This is a genomic window from Nocardia sp. NPDC006982 (genome assembly GCF_042869435.1).
Taxonomy (GTDB): Bacteria; Actinomycetota; Actinomycetes; order Mycobacteriales; family Mycobacteriaceae; genus Nocardia.
The window spans coordinates 207,460-228,384 of record NZ_JBIAFV010000013.1 but is presented as its reverse complement, the minus strand read 5'-3'; the positions used below and the strand labels follow the sequence as shown (position 1 = coordinate 228,384).

The 20,925-nt window shown below is 65.9% G+C and carries 20 protein-coding genes; 9 read left to right on the top strand and 11 right to left on the bottom strand.

What is annotated here, in order from left to right; genetic code table 11:
* The first annotated feature begins 16 nt into the window (after positions 1 to 16).
* Both ACFYOW_RS36970 and ACFYOW_RS36965 read left to right on the top strand, forming a co-directional pair.
* On the top strand, positions 17 to 982 hold the full coding sequence (locus ACFYOW_RS36970; RefSeq protein ID WP_387294698.1) for a sigma-70 family RNA polymerase sigma factor: 966 nt from the start codon (positions 17 to 19) through the stop codon (positions 980 to 982).
* A gap of 67 nt (positions 983 to 1,049) precedes the next feature.
* Positions 1,050 to 2,399 carry a HEAT repeat domain-containing protein gene (locus tag ACFYOW_RS36965; protein ID WP_387294697.1) on the top strand — a complete coding sequence of 450 codons (1,350 nt, stop codon included), beginning with the start codon at positions 1,050 to 1,052 and terminating at the stop codon, positions 2,397 to 2,399.
* Positions 2,400 to 2,408: 9 nt separating this feature from the next.
* Here the strand turns inward: ACFYOW_RS36965 and ACFYOW_RS36960 are convergent, their stop codons facing one another.
* On the bottom strand, positions 2,409 to 3,200 hold the full coding sequence (locus tag ACFYOW_RS36960) for a DeoR/GlpR family DNA-binding transcription regulator (protein WP_387294696.1): 792 nt from the start codon (positions 3,198 to 3,200) through the stop codon (positions 2,409 to 2,411).
* Between the two features lie 120 nt (positions 3,201 to 3,320).
* A complete protein-coding gene (locus ACFYOW_RS36955) occupies positions 3,321 to 3,893 on the bottom strand; it encodes a TetR/AcrR family transcriptional regulator (protein ID WP_387294695.1) in 573 nt (190 codons plus the stop codon).
* A gap of 89 nt (positions 3,894 to 3,982) precedes the next feature.
* Here ACFYOW_RS36955 and ACFYOW_RS36950 point away from each other — a divergent pair, with 89 nt between their 5' ends.
* Positions 3,983 to 5,131: an FAD-dependent monooxygenase gene (locus ACFYOW_RS36950; RefSeq protein WP_387294694.1), complete on the top strand. Its 1,149-nt coding sequence runs from the start codon at positions 3,983 to 3,985 to the stop codon at positions 5,129 to 5,131.
* 21 nt (positions 5,132 to 5,152) lie between these two features.
* Here the strand turns inward: ACFYOW_RS36950 and ACFYOW_RS36945 are convergent, their stop codons facing one another.
* The 4 genes from ACFYOW_RS36945 to ACFYOW_RS36930 form a co-directional block, all read right to left on the bottom strand.
* A complete protein-coding gene (locus ACFYOW_RS36945; RefSeq protein ID WP_387294693.1) occupies positions 5,153 to 5,806 on the bottom strand; it encodes a TetR/AcrR family transcriptional regulator in 654 nt (217 codons plus the stop codon).
* A gap of 110 nt (positions 5,807 to 5,916) precedes the next feature.
* Positions 5,917 to 6,822, bottom strand: a complete 906-nt coding sequence (locus tag ACFYOW_RS36940; RefSeq protein WP_387294692.1) for a carbohydrate ABC transporter permease — start codon at positions 6,820 to 6,822, stop codon at positions 5,917 to 5,919.
* The gene (locus ACFYOW_RS36935; RefSeq protein ID WP_387294691.1) at positions 6,819 to 7,724 is read right to left on the bottom strand and encodes a carbohydrate ABC transporter permease; all 906 of its coding nucleotides are present in this window, start codon (positions 7,722 to 7,724) and stop codon (positions 6,819 to 6,821) included. Before ACFYOW_RS36935 ends, ACFYOW_RS36940 begins: the two co-directional genes overlap by 4 nt.
* Before the next feature lie 82 nt (positions 7,725 to 7,806).
* Positions 7,807 to 9,057 carry an extracellular solute-binding protein gene (locus ACFYOW_RS36930; protein WP_387294690.1) on the bottom strand — a complete coding sequence of 417 codons (1,251 nt, stop codon included), beginning with the start codon at positions 9,055 to 9,057 and terminating at the stop codon, positions 7,807 to 7,809.
* A gap of 158 nt (positions 9,058 to 9,215) precedes the next feature.
* Here ACFYOW_RS36930 and ACFYOW_RS36925 point away from each other — a divergent pair, with 158 nt between their 5' ends.
* The 6 genes from ACFYOW_RS36925 (at position 9,216) to ACFYOW_RS36900 (ending at position 15,796) form a co-directional block, all read left to right on the top strand.
* Positions 9,216 to 10,130 (top strand): SIS domain-containing protein, encoded by a 915-nt coding sequence (locus ACFYOW_RS36925; RefSeq protein WP_387294689.1) that lies wholly within the window; start codon positions 9,216 to 9,218, stop codon positions 10,128 to 10,130.
* 30 nt (positions 10,131 to 10,160) lie between these two features.
* Entirely contained in the window at positions 10,161 to 11,210 is a 1,050-nt protein-coding gene (locus ACFYOW_RS36920) for an ROK family protein (RefSeq protein ID WP_387294688.1), read from the top strand.
* Between the two features lie 121 nt (positions 11,211 to 11,331).
* On the top strand, positions 11,332 to 12,480 hold the full coding sequence (locus tag ACFYOW_RS36915) for an N-acetylglucosamine-6-phosphate deacetylase (protein WP_387294687.1): 1,149 nt from the start codon (positions 11,332 to 11,334) through the stop codon (positions 12,478 to 12,480).
* Positions 12,477 to 13,427 carry a hexose kinase gene (locus tag ACFYOW_RS36910; protein WP_387294686.1) on the top strand — a complete coding sequence of 317 codons (951 nt, stop codon included), beginning with the start codon at positions 12,477 to 12,479 and terminating at the stop codon, positions 13,425 to 13,427. Before ACFYOW_RS36915 ends, ACFYOW_RS36910 begins: the two co-directional genes overlap by 4 nt.
* Positions 13,424 to 14,251: a class II fructose-bisphosphate aldolase gene (locus ACFYOW_RS36905; RefSeq protein WP_387294685.1), complete on the top strand. Its 828-nt coding sequence runs from the start codon at positions 13,424 to 13,426 to the stop codon at positions 14,249 to 14,251. The genes ACFYOW_RS36910 and ACFYOW_RS36905 overlap by 4 nt, the downstream gene beginning before the upstream one ends.
* Positions 14,252 to 14,380: 129 nt before the next feature.
* A complete protein-coding gene (locus ACFYOW_RS36900; RefSeq protein ID WP_387294684.1) occupies positions 14,381 to 15,796 on the top strand; it encodes a glycosyltransferase 87 family protein in 1,416 nt (471 codons plus the stop codon).
* A 114-nt stretch (positions 15,797 to 15,910) separates the two neighbouring features.
* Here ACFYOW_RS36900 and ACFYOW_RS36895 read toward each other — a convergent pair whose 3' ends face one another.
* From ACFYOW_RS36895 to ACFYOW_RS36875, 5 genes are all read right to left on the bottom strand, one after another.
* Positions 15,911 to 16,267: a DUF3349 domain-containing protein gene (locus tag ACFYOW_RS36895; RefSeq protein ID WP_387294683.1), complete on the bottom strand. Its 357-nt coding sequence runs from the start codon at positions 16,265 to 16,267 to the stop codon at positions 15,911 to 15,913.
* A 12-nt stretch (positions 16,268 to 16,279) separates the two neighbouring features.
* Complete coding sequence (locus ACFYOW_RS36890; RefSeq protein ID WP_387294682.1) at positions 16,280 to 16,561, bottom strand: hypothetical protein; 282 nt, start codon at positions 16,559 to 16,561, stop codon at positions 16,280 to 16,282.
* Between the two features lie 11 nt (positions 16,562 to 16,572).
* Positions 16,573 to 17,826 (bottom strand): anion permease, encoded by a 1,254-nt coding sequence (locus ACFYOW_RS36885; RefSeq protein WP_387294681.1) that lies wholly within the window; start codon positions 17,824 to 17,826, stop codon positions 16,573 to 16,575.
* Positions 17,827 to 17,916: 90 nt separating this feature from the next.
* The gene (locus ACFYOW_RS36880; protein WP_387294680.1) at positions 17,917 to 19,167 is read right to left on the bottom strand and encodes a lipase family protein; all 1,251 of its coding nucleotides are present in this window, start codon (positions 19,165 to 19,167) and stop codon (positions 17,917 to 17,919) included.
* Between the two features lie 213 nt (positions 19,168 to 19,380).
* Positions 19,381 to 20,892, bottom strand: coding sequence for an ATP-dependent DNA ligase (locus ACFYOW_RS36875; protein ID WP_387294679.1), 1,512 nt, complete (start codon positions 20,890 to 20,892; stop codon positions 19,381 to 19,383).
* Positions 20,893 to 20,925 lie beyond the last annotated feature (33 nt).

Here is a 20,925-nt window from a genome sequence, read left to right as displayed (position 1 = left end):
GGTAGGTTGTGCACCCATGACGGTCAGCGCGGATTTCGCGGCGCGCACCGCGCCTTACCGGCCCGAACTCCTCGCGCACTGCTATCGGATGCTCGGCTCGATCCATGACGCCGAGGATCTGGTGCAGGAGACGATGCTGCGAGCATGGCGCTCAGCCGACCGCTATGACGAAGCGCGGGCGTCGCTGCGCACCTGGCTGTATCGGATCGCCACCAACGCCTGCCTGACCGCGCTCGAACAGCGCGGCAGGCGGGCGCTGCCCACCGGACTCGGCGGGCCCAGCGATACCGTGGTCACCAAACCGGAGCGTCATCCCGAAATCCCTTGGCTGGAACCGATTCCCGATGCCCTGCTCGGCACCGCCGCCGACGATCCGGCAACCGTGATCGCGGCCCGCAGCGGCATCCGGCTCGCATTCATCGCGGCCCTGCAATATCTACCCGCCAGGCAGCGGGCGGTATTGATCCTGCGCGACGTACTCGCCTGGTCCGCGGCCGAAGTCGCCGACCTGCTCGAAACCACTACCGCCGCGGTCAACAGCGCACTGCAACGCGCCCACGCCCAATTGGAGAAAGACGCCCCCATGCTCGACCGCATATCGGAATCGTTGAGCCCGGACGAACGCGCGATGATCGACCGATACGTAACCACGTTCGGAAATGCCGACATGGCTTCATTCGCCGAGCTCCTACGCGACGATGTCGTCCTCGAAATGCCGCCCGCCCTCCTCTGGTTCGCCGGCCGCGCCCACGTCGTCGAATTCTTCACCGACAAGTGCGGTTCCACACCCGGCGAGTGGCGCGCAATCCCGACCTCCGCCAACACCCAACCCGCGATCGCCTACTACCGCCGCGACGAAACCGACACCTACCACGCACATTCCATCCACCTACTCACCCTCCGCGACGCGGCCATCGACCGAATCACGGTCTTCCTGGATGCCACCCTCTTCCCCGGCTTCGGCCTACCGACCGCCCTCTGAACCGTTCTTCGAAGTTCGGGTCGGCTGGATTGTCGAGCTTGTCCGCGGCGGATGGTAAGAACGGTGCGTGGACTTGCAAGCCGCCGCCGCAGCGCTCGCCGATGCGTCTCTGCGAGATGAAGCGGTGGAAGCGATGGTGGCCGCGGGTGGCTATGTGATCGAGCCGCTACTCGACGAGTTGGTCGATCCGGATTCGTGGCTCGACCGGTCGGGCATCATCGCGGTGCTGCGGCGGTTCGGGCCCGTCGCCTATCGCCCGCTGATCGTGCAACTCGCGATCGCGCAGTCTCCGGACGTCGTCGAGTTGTGCTGTCAGGCATTGGGTATCGCGGCGGCTTCGGATACCTCGGATTTCGCGCTCCAGGTTTGCAGCGAAGATGCGCAGGTGCGAGCGGGCAGCGCCTGCGTGCTCGGCTACCGTCGCCGCAGTGAGTACGCGCCCCTGCTGGTTCCGTTGCTGGCGGATCCGGTGCAGCGGGTGCGTGCCGAAGCGATCGACGCATTCGGCCGGCTGGGTCGTTCCGCGGTGCCGTTGTTGCGTCGGGTCCGAGGTTCTCGGGCGCCCGAGCGGCGGTACGCACTGGCGGCGCTCGCCCAGATCGGCTGGGACACACCGGAACCACGCGACCTAGCGGTATTGGCCCGGCTGATGCGGGCCAAGATCGCGGCAGATGTTCCCGAACCCTTTGTCCCGCAAGATGGCTGGTATGCCATCGAAACCACGGACCGGGCCGCGGTACTGGACGCGTTCGGCCTGTCCGATCCGGTGGCGGTGACCTGGTCGATGGGCACCGACATCTGGCGGGGCCACGACTCGAGACACAGCCGCACCGCTTACGACAACCATGCCGATTGCGCCCGGATGTATGTGAGTCCCGTACTCGACGGTTGGACCTTGGTGTTCGGCACACCTCTTGCCGATGGAGAACTCGCTCGCCACGATCACGAGTTGCACCAGCTGCTCGACATCGAGGGCGATTACACCCCGGACGGCCGCGAACACCAGCAGCGGCAAGCCCGCTGCGCGGCCCTGAGCGAGCGGTTCGGGCAGGCGCACTGGTACGGCCAGAACTACGAAAGCGGCTGCGGCGACTGGTGGGGATGGTGCCTGGCAGAGCACGGCAAGGTGCTGCGCTACTACTACCGGGACTGGAGCGAATGCGTCGAGCCGATGCAATCCGGCCCCGGACACGCAGCGGAGACCGGCTTTTCGACCGTGACCGAAGACAGGTTCCGGCCGCAAAACGGAATTCCCGACACAGTGCGACCAATGCTGATTGCCGGACGCACCTCGGTCGATCCGTCGCGCATCGACGCGCACACCCGTGCTCGAGGGCACGGCGTGCTGGCATTGACCGCCTGCGGGCGTCGCCTGGGACACCGCGGCGCCTTCAGCATCGAGAGCTCGGCCTGCTAGCGAACCGGCCTAGACCACGTCCACCCGAACCCCCGCAGCCCGAATCGTCGCCACCGCACCCGGATCCGCATCCGAATCCGTCACCAGCACATCGACCTGCTCGATCCCGCAAATCCGAGCCAATGCCGAGCGCTCCAGCTTGTCCGCGGTGGCGACAACCATCACATGCCCGGACCGCCGCACCATCTCGGTGGTTACCCCCGCTTCGTCGATGTGCCGACATTGCGCGCCACCCTCGGCGGAAATCGCATTCACGCCGAGAATCAGTGCATCCAAACGCAATTCGGCCAATGCCCGCTCGGCCAGCGGCCCGTGCAGCTCATAGGATTCCCGCCGCGCCACCCCGCCGAGCACGATCGTGCGCATATGCGGTCGCAGCACCATCTCACCCGCGATATTGAGCGCGTTGGTGACGATGGTCAGTTGGTCGCCGGCAGCATTCGCCAAATCTGCCCGCCCGGCCAATGCTCGCGCCACGGCGGTCGTGGTTGTGCCACCGTTCAATCCGACTACCGCATTCGGTTCGATAAGTCCCGCAGCATGTTCCGCGATCCGCTGCTTCGCCTCGTCGGCACCCTGGCGGTAGCGCGCGGGCAGGTCGTAGGCGACCGAAGTCGCGACCACACCGCCGTGCGTCCTGGTCGCCAACTGCTGTTCGGCGAGTGCGGTGAAGTCGCGGCGCACCGTCGCCGGGGAAACTCCGAGGCGTTCGGCGGCTTCTTCTACCGAGAGGCGCCCGGTTTCGGCGAGCAGTTCCAGCAGTCGGTTCCATCGCTGCGGCCGGTCCGTCGGTCCGGTCATTTCATATCTTCCGGCCCGCGCGGACGACCTGCCGTTTTTCCATGCACGTGAACAATCTGACCACAGGCACGTGCCGACGGTAGAGATTCGGCCGCCGTAGTGCCAAGCCGGACACCTTCATCACCGCGCCCGCAACCCATCGAGCACGAGATCGACCACCCGGCGAACCGTCTCCGGATACGACTCACCGGTCCGGGTGTAGATCTGCAACGTCATCAGCCCGGCCACCTCGCCGGGCTCGATATCCGCGCGCATGGCACCGGCGGCCTGCGCCTCCCTGGTCATCCGCGAGACCGACTCGACAATCCGCCCCCGCACCTCGTGTAACCGCGGATCGGCCTGGATCTCGGCATGCAGATTCGGCTCGATCGCCGCCGCCAGCGCCCCGACCCGGCGCTGCGCGCACTCGTGCAGGAACCGCGAAAGCGCAGGCCACGCCGCGCCCTCCTGCTCCAATGCGGTCGCCGCTAATTGGGCCAGATCCGCGAGGTAGGACTGGGCCGTCTCAGCGATCAAAGCATCCCGGTCCGGGAAGTGCCGATACAGCGTGCCGACACCCACACCCGCCCGATCCGCGATCTCCTTCATGGGCACATCGACACCTTGCTCACGGAAGGTCACCAGCGTCGCGGCAATGATCTGATCCCGGTTGTTCCTGGCGTCTGCCCTCTTCGGACCGGTCGTCGCCCTCACCTCCAAGTCTAAGTGGACGAAATTCTTCCGCTTACTGTACGCTCCGTTTAACCGGACGAAATTCGTCCACTTAGCCGGAAGGTGTTGTCATGAACAAGACGGTTCTGATCTCGGGCGCGGGCATCGGCGGCTCGACCCTGGCGTACTGGCTGGCCGACCGCGGCTTCCAGGTCACGGTGGTCGAGCGGGCGACGAGCCAACGCTCCAGCGGAAATCCGGTCGACGTAAAAGGACCCGCCATCGATGTGGTCGAGCGCATGGGCATCATGCCGCAACTGCGTGCCGCGAATTCCGCTGTGTCCCAGATGAATTTCGTCAATGCGAGCGGCCGCCGCGTCGCCCGTGTCGACCTGAAAGCTTTCCAGGGATCGGCGGGCGACCGCGAAGTCGAGGTCCCGCGAGCCGATCTCGCCGCGATCCTGCTCGACGCCAGCCGCGACAATGCCGAATTCCTCTGGGGTGACTCCATTACCGGCCTGACCCAGCAAGCCGACGGTGTCGATGTCACCTTCGAACACGCCCGACCCCGCCGCTTCGACTTCGTAATCGGCGCGGACGGCCTGCATTCGGTGGTGCGCCGCCTGACCTTCGGCGACGAATCCGAATTCGTCCGGCATATGGGCATCTACATCGCCACCATCCGGCTCGATGCACCATTCGGCAGCGACCGCGAAGTTCTCATCTACAACACACCTGGACGGGCGCTGTCGGTGCACCCGACCAAGGACCGCGCCCTCGCGGCATTCATGTTCCGGCACAAGGGCGTACCCGGTTTCGACCACCGTGATATCGAACTGCACAAGCGCCTGGTCATCGAGGCCTTCACCGATCAGGGCTGGCGGGTCCCCGAATTGCTGGACCGCGTCCGCGACACCGATGACCTGTTCTTCGACTCCGTCAGCAAGGGCGAGCTGCCGGGCTGGTCGAACGGACGCGTCGCCCTGCTCGGCGACGCCGCATCCTGCGTCTCACTGTTCGGTGACGGCTCCACCCTCGCGATCTCGGGTGCGCACACGTTGGCGGAGGAACTGGCGGCCACACCCGAGGACCACGAGGCGGCGTTCCAGCGCTACGAAACCCGGCACCGGGTGCTGGTCGATCCCAAACTCAATGGCGTTGCCACTGCTGCATCGATGCTCATTCCGGCGACGAAGGCCGGAATTGCACTGCGCAATACCGCAACTCGGATCCTCCCCGCTGTGACGGCCATCCGCGATCGGGCCCGGTGCGCCGCTTGAAGCACAGGCCGAATCCCGCCGTCAATTCAGCGCAAGCCCGGAATTCACGAAATACGCGATCTCCTCGCATATTTCATCGAGTGACACCTCGGTATCGGGATGGGTGGTTCGCACCAACTCCTGGGCCAGCGAATTCACCGCGCCGATTACCGCGAGCGCGAACAGATCGAACCGGCGAGTCTTGGTCTCGCCGCGCTCGACGGCTCGCTCCGCCTCGCTGATCAGCAGCGATGAGAGCAGGCGGCGCTGCTGCCTGCGCCAATCCTCCACCGCCGAACTGACGCCGACCACTTCGACGTAACACACCCGCGCCGACCGATGATCGGCGCAGGTCACCTCGAGGTAGGCACGAAAGCTGTCGACGACCCGCCTCGAAAGCGGTTGGCCCGCGGTCTTCGACATACTTTCCAGCGACCGTTCGACCGCATGCGCGGTGATGCGATTGACCAGCGCGATCAACAAGGCCTCGCGACTGCCCATATCCTCGTAGAAGCTGCGGGTGGAAACATTCGCGACGGCACACAGCCGTTCGATCGAGGTGGCCGCATAGCCCTGGGTGCCGAATAATTCCAGCGCGGCATCGATGAGTCGTGCCTGCCGCTGGGCTACCCGCTGTTCCTTGGACAGCCCGCCGTAATTGCGGCCCTCCTTGGGTCCGTCATCCTGCCGTGCCACGGATTAGATGCTACCGGTCGGAAGCGCCTACCCCGGGCCATGGACATCCGGCCGCCTGCGCATTCATCGTCGAAAACGGCGGGGGCACAAGACCACCCGCCGTCGGACGATTACTTGACGCTGCCCGCGGTAAGCCCCGCGACCAGGCGCTTCTCGATGAACGCGAACAGGATGACCACCGGAACGATGCCCACCGTGGAGATCGCGAAGACGTACTGCCATGCCGTGTCGTACTGTCCGACGAATTTCGTCAGCGCCACCGACAGCGGCTGGTTCTCCGGCGTGGTCAGCACCACCAGGCTCGCCGCGAATTCGTTCCAGCAGGCCACCACCACGAAAATCGTCGCGGTGACGATGCCCGGCCAGACCAGCGGCAGGCTCACCCGGACGAGGATCTGCCAGCGACTCAGACCGTCGAGCTGCGCGGCCTCCTCGATCTCCACCGGAATGGCGGCGAAGAAGCTGTGCAGGATCCACACCGCGAACGAGAGGTTGAACGCGGCGTTCACCAGGATCATGGCCAGCCAGGTGTCATTGATGCCCAGAGTGAAGAACTGCCGGATCAGGCCGGTCACCAATACCGTCGGCTGCAACATCTGGGTGACCAGCACCAGCGCGAGGAATATCGCGCGTCCCGGAAACTTGTGCCGCGCCGTGTAATACGCGGCCGGGATGGCCACGAAGAGCACCAGCAAGGTGGCGCAGACCGAGATGACTACCGTGCTCACCAGGTTGTACGGCAGCGGTGTCTCCGGCGTGTCCCACATGGTGGAGTAGTTGTCCGGATGCCAGGTCTCGGGCAGATACGTCGGCGGGATGCGCAGGATTTCGGCGCGGCTCTTCAGCGAGCCGAGCACCATCACCACGAACGGGGTCAGGAAGATCACGGCAAGCACGACCCCGACCGCGGTAAGTTCCCACCGCCGCCGCCGAGTTCGGCCGGTCGGGGCCTCGACATCCGTGGTGTCCGGCGGGATGTCCACACCCTCGATGTGAATGTCGGCCTGTGTCGTCATGCGTCCACCTGCTGGGTCGGCTTGATGACCTTCACATAGATCGCGATGATGACCACGATCAGCGCGAAGTTGAGCACGCTCATGGCGGCGGCGGTGTCGAGCTGCTGGTTCTGGCGAATCAGCTTGAAGGTCAACGTCGTCGTCGTATCCGCACCGAAGCCCGCGATACCGCCGGTGATCACCTGCAGGATGGGCAGCGAGTTGAACACATTGATGATGTTGATGATCGTCGCCACCGCGATCGCCGGACGCAATTGCGGCAGGGTGAGATGCCGATAGCGCTGCCACGCATTGGCGCCGTCGACCCGGCCCGCCTCATCGATCTCGGCCGGAATCGATTGCAGCCCGGCCAGGATCGTGTAGGTGGTGAACGGGATCGATACGAAGACCGCGACGCCGATCGCCACCAGGAAGGCCGGTGTCGGCTGTTTGGTGAAGCCGTAGCCCCGGTCCAGCAGCCCGATATCGACCAGGAACCGGTTGGCGATGCCGACATCGGGATCGAGCATGTAATAGAAGATGGTCGTCGTCATCACGACCGAGGCCGCCCACGGGACCAGGATCGCCATCCGCACCGCAGTGCGTCCCGGGAAATCCTTGTTGAGGAACTGCGCCAGGCCCGCCGAGAGCACCAGGGTGATCAGCACGACGCTGACCACCCAGACCACGGTATGTGCCAATACCGATCCCAATTCGCTGATATCGAACAGGTTTCGGTAGTTGGCCAGTCCGGCGGGACCGCGGTCCTGTCCGTAGGCGCTCAGGTCCCGGGTGCTGGTCCAGACCATATAGCCGACCGGGAACGCGACAATCGCCGCGATCAGCACCAGAGTCGGCCCGATCCAGGGGACGGCCCGCAGTGTCGAATTCTTCCCTGAAAGTACCCGGGTTGCTCCGTTCAATTTGCGGCCCTCCCGGGGCCCTGCGGGGTCACGCTCCGCCACCTCCTCCTGGCCCGTCGCTCGGTCCGCTGGGCGCCCCACGCTATTTCGCTGCTTCCTGAATCCGCTGCAACACCTGAGCCGGATCCGCACCCTGGGCGATGGTGCCCATCTGCTGATGCATCGCGCCCTGCACCGCAGCCCATTTCGGGTTATTGCTCGGGTAGAACTTGGCCACCGGCAGGGTCGCCGCGAAGGCCTTGGTCACCGGGTCGTCGGCGAGCACCGCGGTGGCACTGGTCGTGATCGGGATGAAGTGCTCGTTCTTGACGAAGTTCGAGTACACATTCGCCGAGTAGAAGAAGTCGAGGAACTTCTTGATCGTCTCGGCCTTCTTGCCGTCCTTCTTGAATGCCATCAGGTGATCGGCCACGCCCAGTGTGACGGGCGCACCGTCCTTGGTCGGCGTGGGCGCGGTCGCGTACTTCAGACCCGGATTCTTATCGGCGATCTGGGCGATGGTGGGCGGCAGCCCCTCGATCATCCCGACCTTGCCCTGGATGAAGGAGTTGATGACGTCCTTGCGGTTGGTCGCACCCGGATTCGGCTGGGTGACACCGGCGTCGAAGATCTCCCGCATGGCCTTGACCCCCTCCAGATTCTGCGGGGTATCCACGGTGATCTTATCGCCATCGGACCAGTTGCCGCCGGCACCGAAGGTCCACAGCGACGTCTCGGCCTGCGATTCCTCACTGCCCAGCGGCAGACCGTAGCCGGAAACACCGCCGCCGAGCGCCTGGATCTTCTTGGCGGCATCGGTCAGCTCGGCCCAGGTCTTGGGCGGCGTGCTCACCCCCGCCTTCGCGAACAGGTCGGTGTTGTAGAACAGGGTGCGCGTGGAGGCGAACAGCGGCATCGCGTACTGCGTGCCGTTCAGCGACGCGTTCTTGGCGAAACCGGGCTGCACATCCGACAGCACATTCGGGGAGACGACCTCGGACACCGGATAGAGCATGCCGTCACCGGCGAAGCTGGCGTAGGCATCGATATTCAGCAGATCCGGGGTGGTGGACTTGGACTGCAGCTTGGTCTTCACCACATCGTTGATCGACTCCCAGGACTCCATCTGCAGGTTGACCTTGTAGTCGGGGTTCTGCTTCTGGAAATCGTCGATGATGCGGTCCCACAGCGCCTTCGTGCCATTGGCACCGTCGCTGTAGGCGGGAGCCAGGAAGTTGATCGTCGTATCGGAGTCGGCCGAATCCTTGGAGCCGAAACCACAGGACGAGACGGCGAGCGCGAGGCCAGTGACCATCGCGATCCCCGCGAGGACGCCGTGGAGAGGTCTTTTCACGAGCAGAACCTTTCAAATTTTCACTCCGGGCGCTACTGAAGCGCCGATGATGGAGCGAACGAATCGCTTGACCAACAGGCTAGACCCAACCGTGATCACATGTGACTGATTTGCTCGTTAATTTGACATGAACGATCACCGAGAGTGATCCTGTTGTTGTGCCGATTTCCGCTCACCCCACTCCCGTGACTCATCTGGCCGCCGAAGTCGCCACCCAGCCCGACGACTGGGTTCGCGCCGAGACCACCTCAGCCGAACACCGCGCCGTACTGCCCCAGCCGGGCGAGCGTGTCGCCGTCATCGGTTGCGGCACTTCGCTGTTCATGTCCCGTGCCATCGCGTCACTGCGCGAGAGTTCGGGGCAGGGCATTACCGACGCCTGGCCCGCAAGCGAAGTCCGCGGCGATCGCGATTACGACCGCTACCTCGTCATCTGCCGCTCCGGCACCACCACCGAGGTGGTCGATGCCATGCGGGCGATACCGGCGCACATTCCGCGCACCGTCATATGCAGCAGTCCGGGCACCCCGGTGCTCGACCTGGGCGATTCGATCCTGATCGACGAGGTCGACGAGCAGTCGGTGGTACAGACCCGTTTCGCCACCACCGCGCTGGCGATTCTGCGCTGGCATCTCGGCGAGGATCTGCGTCCGGCCATCGAGCAGGCCAGGGCCGTACTCGCCGAGGATCCAGCTACGGCACTGGCCGACGTGCGTCGTGCCGAGCAGATCAGCTTCGCCGGGATGGGTTTCGCGGCCGCGATCGCCGAGGAGGCGGGGCTCAAGCTGCGCGAATCCTGCCAGTCCTGGACCGAGTCGTATCTGCAGACCGAATACCGGCACGGACCGATCAGCATTTCCGCCCCTGGCCGCGCCGTCTGGGCCTTCGGACCGCTGGTCCCCAATTTCGCGGAGGACGTGGCCGTCACCGGAGCGCACTTCGAACATCGCGATATCGATCCGATGGCCGATCTGGTGCGGGTGCACCAGCTCTGTGTGCTGCGCGCCGCCGACCAAGGCCTCGACCCGGATCATCCGCGTAACCTCAACCGTTCCGTCGTTCTGGATCGGTGAGCGGTCGCTACCAGGAACTACTGTGCGGATATGGGAACGGAACAGCCCCCGACCACCGTGCACCGCGACGATCTCGCGGAGCGTGCGGTCGTGGCGACCTCGGCGGTGCCGGACGCCGCGGCAGCGCCGGGGCCGGTAGCGCAACAGCAACCGGTCACGGCGTTGACCGATAATCTGCTGGTGCTCGGCCTCGATGTCGGCGGCACCACGATGAAAGGTGAGGTCACCGATGCCGCGGGCACGGTGCTCGCATCGGGGGTGGTGGCCACGCCGCAGGGCGAGGCGGCCTTCGAAACCATGGGGGCACTCGGCGATCAGTTGCTGGCGGAGTTGACCGATGACCAGCGCGATCGCGTCGCGCGCGCGGCGGTACTACTGCCGGGCATCGTCGATCCGGTCCGTTCGATCGCGGTATTCAGCAGCAACGTCGGTTGGCGCGATGTGCACATCGGCGATCGGTTCACCGATCGCTGGGGTATGCCGGTGCTGATCGAGCACGATGTCGCGGTGGCGGGCTGGGCCGAATGGCGGTTCGGCGCCGGGCGCGGCCACGATGACGTCTGTGTGGTCATTCTGGGCACCGGCATCAGCGGCACCCTTTCCGTCGGTGGCCGTTTGATGCGCAGCGGGTACGGACAGACCGGCGAATACGGACACATCCCGGTGCGGCACGCCGACGGATTGCGCTGTCCCTGCGGCAATATCGGCTGCGTGGAGACCGTGGCGTCCGGCGCAGCCATCGCCCGCGCGTACGCGAAGCGAACGGGTCACGAAACAGCAAGCGCGGCTGATGTTTTCGCGATACTGGATACCGATCCCGATGCCAAAGCCGTGGTCGCCGAAGCGATCAGCGCGCTTGCCGACGGACTGCTCGGCCTCATCCATGCAGCCTGTCCGGAACTGATCATTCTCGGCGGCGGCCTGGCCGGGGCCGGACCCGCGCTGACCGAACCCCTGCACCACACCATTGCCGAACGCCTGCGCGTGGTGCCCGCGCCGCGGGTTGTACTCGGCGAGTTCGGTGTTCGCGCGGGGCTCATGGGTGCGGCATTGTTCGCCAGACAGGGAGCGCTCACGTGACTCGCGTCGAGAGCAGTGCTGGTCCAGTGTGTCGGCGGCGGCGCATCGAACCGATGGATTCGGCCCCACGCTACGAAAAGCTGGCCGGCAATATGGCGCTCGCCCATGCAAGGGTGCCCGCATGAGTCTCGAGATTCGTGGACGGATCGTATCGGCGACATCCGAATTCGACGACGGCGTCGTGTCCGTCCGCGCAGGCCGCATCGACAGAGTGCGCTCGCTCGTGGACTGGATTGCCGCGCATCCGGATTCGACCGTGCCGCCGTTTTCCGGCACCGTACTGCCCGGCCTCGTCGATATTCACAACCACGGCGGCTTCGGCCATCGATTCGACACCGTCGACGGCGCCGAAGCCCGCGCGGCCGCCGAGTTCCATCACACGCACGGCTCCACCACCGTGCTGGCCAGCGTTGTCACCGGCGCCGCGCCGGACATGATCGCGCAGGTCGCGACGCTGCGATCCTTGGCGGCCGACGGCACCATCGGCGGAATCCATGCCGAGGGACCGTTTCTGGCCGCCGCACGGTGTGGTGCACAGGATCCCCGGTATCTGCGCGATCCCGATCTCGAGCTGACCGAACGGCTGCTCGCTGCCGCCGGCGGGCATCTGCGGGTCATGACGCTCGCCCCGGAGCTGCCGGGATTCGACAAGGTCGCCCAACGTCTTTCCGACAGCGATGTGGTGGTGTCGCTGGGCCACAGCGATACCGATTTCCCCCAGTTCGGACAGGCCCTGCGACCCAATGGATTCGGGAGTCTGGTCACGCACTTGGCGAATGGAATGCCGCCACTGCATCACCGAACGCCCGGTCCGGTGGCTGCCGCACTCGTCGCCGCGGCGCAGCGCCAGGTCGTCGTCGAGCTGATCGGCGACGGGGTGCACATCGACTCCGGCTTCGGCGCATTGGTTTTCGCGACCGCACCCGGACGGGTCGCGCTGATCACCGACGCGATGCAGGCAGCGGGCATGCCCGACGGCGAATATCAGCTCGGTCCGCAAGTCGTGCACGTCGCCGATGGCGTGGCCCGGATAGCCAATGGATCCATCGCGGGCGGCACTGCCCACCTCCTGCGCTGCCTCGCCTGGACGGTCCAGGAATGCGGTGTGCCGTTGCGCGAGGCTGTGATCGCCGCCACTTCGGTACCGGCCGCGGCGGCGGGGCTGGCCGATGTGGGCGACCTCAGGACCAACCTTTTCGCCGACCTGCTGATAGTCGATGACAATCTACAGTTGCGCCGGGTGCTCAGACGTGGACAGTTGTTGACGTGATCCTCACCGTGACAATGAATCCCGCCTACGACATGACCTACCGGGTAGAGCATTTCGAGCGCGGCCAGGCCCATCGGGTCCGTTCGGTCGAGCAGCGCATCGGCGGCAAGGGCATCAATGTGACGCGGGTGCTCAATCAGCTCGGAAAATATGCCAGGGCGACGGGATTCGCCGACCACGCCTTCGCGGCCGCCGCCGAGCTGGAGATGCCGGTCGACTTCGTGCACGCACTGCCCTGGGTCCGGCGCACGGTGGTGATCAGCGAATCGGGCGACGGTACCGCGACCGCACTGTGGGAGCCGGGTGCACGGGTGTCGAATCCGCATGCAGCCGAACAGCTCTCGGTCCGCGTTTCGGGCATGCTGCCCGATATCAACGGCCTGGTCATCTCGGGATCACTGCCGGGCGGCATCGCCCACGGCCTGCCCGCCGAAATCGCGCGCACCGCCATTGCCGCCGGTGTGCCGACCGTCTGCGATCTCGACGGCGAGTCACTGCGCTTGGCCGCACAGGTCCCCGGCATCGTGCTGATGCCGAATACCGAAGAGCTGGAACGTCTCACCGGACGGGTCCCGGTAACCCCCGGCGAAGTCGCCACGGCCGCACTGCCGCTCATCGAACGCGGCGTGCGCGCCGTCATCGCCACCCGCGGCGCCGAAGGCATGGTCGCGGTCACCGCCGAGGGCGCGTGGTCGGCGGCCCTGCCCGAACCACTCGCCGGAAACCCCACCGGCGCGGGCGATTCCGCGACAGCCGCGGTGATCGCGGCCCTGTCGGATGCGAAGGACACCCCCGACTGGCCCGCCATTCTGGTAGACGCCGTCGCCACCTCGGCCGCCGCGGTCGTCATCCCGGTGGCCGGTGAAATCGACCGCCGCCTGCGTACCCAGATCGCACCGACGGTGATCGTCGAACGACTAGCCACCCCGCAGGAGACCTCCCCATGACCTCGAGACCCGTCGCGGACCTGATCGCGGCCGCCCGCCCGGGCGGTCTCGGCGCCTTCAATGTGATCACCATCGAACACGCCGAGGCCATCGCGGCGGCCGCCGAGGCGGCGAAACGGCCGGTGCTGCTCCAACTTTCGGAGAATACGGTGCGCTACCACGGCAATCTCGCCCCGATCGCGCTGGCCTGCTCGAGCATTGCCGCCGACAGCAGCGCCGATATCGCCGTGCACCTGGACCATGCCACTTCGTTCGAACTGATTCGCACCGCGGTCGACCTCGGTATCGGCTCGGTCATGTACGACGGCTCCACCCTCGACTACGCCGAAAATGTCGCTGCCACTGCCGATATCGTCCGCTGGTGTCACGACCGCGACGTCTTCGTCGAGGCCGAACTCGGCGAAGTGGGCGGTAAGGACGGTGCGCACGCCCCTGGCATCCGCACCGATCCGGACGAGGCCGTCGAGTTCGTCGCGGCAACAGGTGTGGACGCCCTCGCCGTGGCTGTCGGCTCCTCGCACGCCATGCAAACCCGCACGGCCGAACTCGATAACGACCTGATTGCTCGGCTGGCCGCGAAAGTCCCTGTCCCCCTTGTACTGCATGGCTCCTCCGGCGTCCCTGATGCCGGTCTGCGGGCCGCCGTCGAGCACGGCATGACCAAAATCAATATCGCCACCCGGCTGAATGTCGTTGCCACTGAAGCGATTCGGACCGTGCTCGCGGACAGCCCCACCGTTGCCGACCCGCGCAAGTACTTGAAGCCCGCTCGCGATGCGATCCGGTCCGAGGTCGAACATCTGCTGCGGGTGCTCGCGGGGTAGATCTCACCACCCCGGGGAAAGTATGGGCAGCCGTCGTTGGGCAGCGATGATACGATGGATTGCCTTTAGTTTAGCTAAGGATTTGCTGTCCGCTAGAGCTGTATCACCTGATGAAGGAATAACAACTCCATGGCTGTCATCCTGCAAACAGGAGAACAGCGCGCTGCCGGTGCGGAGACGCAGCTCGAGGTCTCGCACAAGTTAACGCTCAGTGCCGCAATAGTATTCGCCTCCCTGTCCATCGGCGCCTGGCTGCTGTTCGTGCGGCCCAACTGGCAGATGTACTGGCACCAAATCGATCTACAGGTCTACATGTGGGGCGGTACGGCCGCGGCGACTCATCCCGCGCTGCTGTACGACGGCCGCGGACCGATGGGCCTGCCCTTCCTCTATCCCGTTTTCGCCGCATGGATCTGTGCCGAACTCTCGCGATTCCCGATCAACTACATCGGGACCGGCGTCACGGTGCTCACCATGGTGTCGCTGTTCGTAAGCGTCTGGAGCGCGGCCAGACTCCAGCAAATGCGCCGCGGAACGGGTTTGCTGGCATTGAGCATCGCCGTCGCCGGCGCAGCGATCTGGTTGGAGCCCGTCCAGCAGGCGTTCCGGTTCGGTCAGCTCAGCGCGATCCTGATGGCCTTGGTCCTGGCCGATCTCGCCATGCCCAAGGAAAGCCGATATCGGGGCATCCTCATCGGCATCGCGACCGGACTGAAGCTGACCCCCGCGGTCTTCATCGTCTATCTGCTCGTCACCCGCCAGTTCCGTGCCGCCGCGACGGCCGCGGCGACCTTCGGCGCCACGGTCGCGATCGGCTTCTGGTACCGGCCGACCCAGGCACTGCAGTTCTGGACCACGACCACGACCTCGCAGAACCGAATCGGCTTCGCCTATGTGCAGAATCAGTCGATCAACGGCATGTTCGGCCGCCTGGAATGGTCGACCTGGGGCGACACCACGTCCTCGTTCGTCTGCGCCGGACTGCTCGGAGTCGCCGGAATGGCGGCCGCGCGCATCGCCCACCTGCGCGGTGACCAATTGCTGGGCGCACTGCTCGCGGCCACGGTAATGCTGCTGGTCTCGCCGATTTCCTGGACCCACTACTGGGTGTGGATCACACCGGCACTGCTGTGGCTGATCCACGTGCTGCGCCATCGGCCACTCGCCGTCCGTATCGCCGTACCCGGGCTCATCTACCTGTTCGTCTTCGCCTGGCCACTGCGATCCGACCAGGTCGGCGCATGGGATCCGGATCTGCCACTGCTGCCGCAGGGGCTGATCTGGCAGGTACCGCAGACCGATGGGCGGGAATTCCGTTGGACGGTATGGCAATTCCTACTCGGCGATTCGTACACCCTGCTCGCCACCATCGCACTGGTCGCCGCGATCGTCTGGCTGATCCCGCTCCGGCTGAACACCGTGGAGCTGCCCGACGAGGGGGTCGCGGACCGGCGGCGCGAGCGAGGGATGGGCGCCGCCGGTCGGCGGGAAGACGGTCCGAGCAGTGAACCGCCGGGGTCGAGCGAGTTGGAAGCCGTGGGGTAAGGCTCCTGTTTTACGAGGAGCCGCTTCGTTCGCCGACATTGATCATCCTGCTCCGATCACCTCGAGAATGCTGGCAATCCAGCTGTGAATCGTCTGGGAACCGATCAGCCGAAGCTAACAATCTGTCGGATCGGAAGATTCGGTATCGGTCAGTGGGGTCGCCAGCGGCCAGCCGCCGGCCGCCAGATGTGAGGCGACCCTGGCGATATCGTGCGCGTCCGGCTGCTCCTTGGCCATCCGCGCGATCGCCCCTTCGATATCGGCGTGGCTGATCTCGCTGTCCGGATTGGAGTCCACCAACTCCTCGGCGATCACCACCACCTCGTAGTCGGTCAGGTGGCGGTGCAGCACCGCGAACAGGGCGACGTAGTCCGACCGCGGAATCCCCTGTGGATAGCCGGCCCGCAGCCAGCCGATGACCCGGCCGAGCAGATTCGGCCGGACCTGAGCGAATTTCGCCGGATCAGTCACGGGTCACCCTTCTCACGCTCCGAACAGATGGATACCGAATCCAGCGGCCAGAAATGCCTTAGCGGTGTAAAGAATTCCGGTGACGATCGCGGCGACGATCAGCGCGAAACAGACGTAGGCACCGGCCAGTATCGAGTAATTGCGTTGGGCGGCACCGCCTTCCGCAGGCACCGTGTCGGCAGCCGACCAGAGCCGGACTCCGACGGCGAAGACGATCGGCAGGCCTGCGCCGAGCAGCAGAGCGGCGACGGTCACCTTCCACAGCGCGTCCAGATTCGTGACGAGTGTGTGCACGATGCGCCTCCTCAGACCTGGGCCGAACGATCGGTGGTTTCCGGCGCGGGCGATCCGGCGGACACGTCACGTGCCCCGTCCTCGACGACCGGCGTGGCGTCCTTCGCAACCTCGGTACCGGCGTCCGGCGTGTCGCCGGGCCACTCGTTGACATTGCCGGTGTCCACCGGATCCCGCCGCGACCGCAGGTACATCCCCGACGACAGCGCGATCAGCAGTGCGAATACCACCAGCACACCGGGCAGTCCGCCGATGACATGCGCGATGGCCCAGCAGATCGCACCGGCCAGACCCGCGAGCGGCAGCGTCAGCAACCAGGCGACCGTCATCCGGCCCATCACACCCCAGCGCACCTCCGCGCCCTTGCCGAGTCCGGTGCCGAGGATGGATCCGGTCGCGGTCTGGGTGGTCGAGAGCGGCAGCCCGAAATGGGCCGAGGTGAGGATGATGGCGGCGGAAGCCGATTCGGCGGCCAGACCCTGCGGCGAGTCGATTTCGACCAGTCCCTTGCCGAGGGTGCGAATGATCCGCCAGCCGCCGAGGTAGGTGCCCGCCGCGATGGCGACGGCACAGGCCGCCATTACCCACAGCGGCATTTCGTCGTTCTTGGTCAACGTGCCGTGCGCGACCAATGCCAGGAAGATCACACCCATGGTCTTCTGCGCGTCATTGGTGCCGTGCGCCAGCGAGACCAGCGACGCCGAGCCGATCTGGCCCCAGCGGAATCCCTCGTTCACCTTGTCGGGATCGGAATTCCCGGTGATCCGGTAGACGCCCCAGGTGCCTATCGCGGAGACCAGCGCCGCCACGATCGGCGCGAGCAGGGCGGGCAGCACGATCTTGGTCAGCACGCCGTCCGCGCCGTGCGCCCAGATCACCCCGCCCCAGCCGAGTGCGGCGATGGTGGCGCCGATCAGGCCGCCGAACAGTGCGTGTGAGGAACTCGACGGCAGGCCGAACAGCCAGGTGAGCAGATTCCAGAGAATGCCGCCGACCAGACCCGCGAAAACGATGACGAGCAGCGCCTCGCCCTGCACGGCGTCGAGCCGGACGATGCCCTTGGCCACCGTCGCGGCGACCGCGACCGACAGGAATGCGCCGAGCAGATTCAGGACCGCGGATACCGCGACCGCGACCCGTGGCCGCAGTGCGCCGGTGGCGATGGAGGTCGCCATGGCATTGGCGGTGTCGTGGAAGCCGTTGGTGAAATCGAATGCGAGTGCCGTGACGATGACGATCAGAAGTACCAATAGGTCCGCGCTCACCCCTCCAGTGTGCGGCACTCATGATCGGGATTGCCATGCGGTTGCCGCTTGTCGGGACGCATTTTCGATCGGCTACCGTGAATCTTCGCGCTATCTGCTGACCTTCGAGCAGCCGACCGGTTCGGGCGCACCGGCGAAGCGTTGATCGATCCAGGAATTGGCGGCCGAACCCCCGGTGTCGGCGACGATCAGATGCTCGCCGAGATGGGCCTCGAAGCGCACCGGAACCCCCAACCGGCACCAGTCGTCGTAGAGGTGTTCGGCCCCGGCGAACGGAATCCACACCTCGTTGATGCCGTGATACAGGAAAACCGGCACCCTCGGCGCGGCGGTGCCGAGGCGGTTCTCGGCCAGGATCTCCCTGATCATCGGCAGCTCCGTCGGGTGGGCCACATCGGTGAGCGTCTCCGCGGTTATGGGCGCGAGTACGCCGGCCAGCGCCGCGTTCAGAAAGCAGAGATCCTTCGCGAATTGCGATAGCCGCCAACCGTTGTCATTGAACAGGCCCATGATCTCCGGATACTCCCTGGCCAGACCGAGGGTCGCGGCCAGGAATACGCCGGAGGCGGCATTGGCGCCGTTCATCGTATTGATGAGCAGGCCGAAGTCGGCGGGCACGCCACCGACCACCGCACCGGCGAGGTTCAGCTCCCCCGCGTATTCCGGTGCGAGTTGCGCCGCCCAGCCCGAGGCGATGGCACCGCCGGAGTAGCCCGAGACCACCGTGGGCGCATCGGGCGACAGACCCAACTCGGGCGTCTGCACGGCGGCGCGTATCGAGTCCAGCACCGCATGTCCGGCCATGCGACCGGCCGCGTACGCCTGTCGCGGCCCCTGATGATCGGGCACGATCACCGCATAGTTCTTCGACAGCGACAGCTGTACCGAGCGGAGACCGGCCGCTAGCCCCAGCTTGAGCTGCTGCGACGGCGCACAGAGATGGCCGAGTGAATCGATCGGCATGTTGTAGGCGACGAGGGGTCGAGGCCCCGAACCCTCCCACGGTGCGAGGGGCACGAGCATGGTGGCGACCACCGGCACCGGACGCCCCTTGGCATCGGTCGACCGGATCAGCAGTTCGGTGGCGGTGACCGGCGTCGGCTCCGGCCCGATATCGACGACACGGGCCGCGACCACCGCACCCGGACGCAGATTTTCGAAACCCCGCGGCGGTGTATAGAAGGGGTCGGCAAGCGGCGTCGGCATGACGGAGGCGGGATCACGCGCGGGGCGCAAGATACCGGCGACCGGATCCGGCTCAGCCGCAACCGTTCCCGGCATACCGACCGCCACCACTGCCCCGATACAAGTCACCGCACCGAGCACCGCCACCTTCCGCATCGGCCGACCGATGGCCGACCACGTTCCCATCCATCGTTTTCGTGCCGCTGCGCGCAACGCCGAGTCCCCGTTTCCGAGCCTGTACCGGACCGAACCGGAGCCAGTCTGGACTATGACCAGTACAAATGCCGGGAGCAGGACCGCTGGGCCCGCATAACGATTCGGACGCTCGCGCGGATCCCGATGCGGGGCGTGGCAGCACGGACCGCCCGATCACGGCAGCAGCGCGCGGACCGTTTCGATGGTGTCGGCATCGGCGGCGGACTTATCGGGTCGATACCGCACAACGCGGGCGAAGCGCAGGGCGACACCCCCCGGATAGCGCGGACTCACCTGGACGCCGTCGAGGGCGATCTCGACCACGAGTTCGGGCCAGAGGTAGACGGTGTATTCATCGCGGGCACGCTCATGCCGCGGGAATTCGGCGGTCTGCCACTGCAATAGCGCATCGGTGAGGCCCTTGAAGGTCTTGCCGACCATCACCGGATCACCAGTCACGGAATCGCGCGCTCCGAGGTGCAGATTCGACAGATAACCGGTGCGACGGCCGTAACCCCATTCCGCGCCGAGCACCAATAGGTCCAGTGTGTGCGTCGGCTTGATCTTCTGCCAGGACCGGCCGCGGCGACCCGCGGCGTACGGCGCGGTCAACGACTTGACCATGACGCCCTCGTGCCCGGCGGCCAGCGCGCCGTCGAAGTACTCCGCGGCCGCCTCGGCATCGGGTCGGATCAGGGCCGGGATACTGTGTGCGGCCGCGACTTTGGTCAGCGCCGTGCGGCGCTCGTGCAGCGGCGCGTCGAGCAGATCTTGACCGTCGAGGTGCAAGCAGTCGAAGAAGTACGGGTGCAGCAGTAATTCCCTGGTCGAGCTGACCTCGGCGAAGCGGCTCATCGTCTCCTGGAACGGACGCGGCCGTCCGGAATCGGTGAGCGCCAACGTTTCTCCGTCCAGCACCACGCTCCTACAGTCGAGCTGGGCGACCAGATCGACCAGTTCCGGCACACCGGCCGTGATATCGCGCAGTGTCCTCGTGAACACCCACACCCGCGAACCCTCCCGATGCACCTGGATGCGCGCGCCGTCCAGCTTGTGTTCGACACTCACCTCGTCGCCGAATTCGGCCATCGCCTCGTCCAGCGTGGCACCGGGCGAGGCGAGCATGGGTTGGACCGGGCGGCCGACCTCGAGCCGGAATTCGCCCAGCGCCTCGGCCCCGCCGGTCAGCGCGGCGACGGCCGTGACCGGTAACTGCCCGGAGAGCATGTACGCCCGCCGGACCAGTTCGATCGGCACCGCCGCGGCCACCGCGACCGCCTCGGCGACGATCGCGGTGAGCGCGCCCTGGCGCAACTCGCCGCCGAGCAGACGCATCAGGAAGGCCTGCTGGTCGGCGGTAGCCGCGGTCCACAATCCGCGTAGCAATTGCTTGCGCCGGTTGGTCGAGCCGGGGCCGGAGGTGGTGGCCAATTCGCTCAGCGTGCCGTCGACCGACGAAACCGTCAGCGTCGCAAGCTCACTCGGCTCACATTCGAGTGCTGTCAGCGTACGCCAGCCGGTGCCGATGCGCCCCTGCCGTAGTTCACCGGAAACCCAGGCGACCACCGGCTCCAACTCGTCCGGGGCGGCCTCGGACAACAGCGCGGCCAGGGTCGCTATCTTCGTCTTCCGGGACCGGGTCGCACGGACGGTTTCCGAGGCCTGCACGACATCCGAGAACAGCATCACTCGACGGTAACCCGCCCCTGTGACATATCG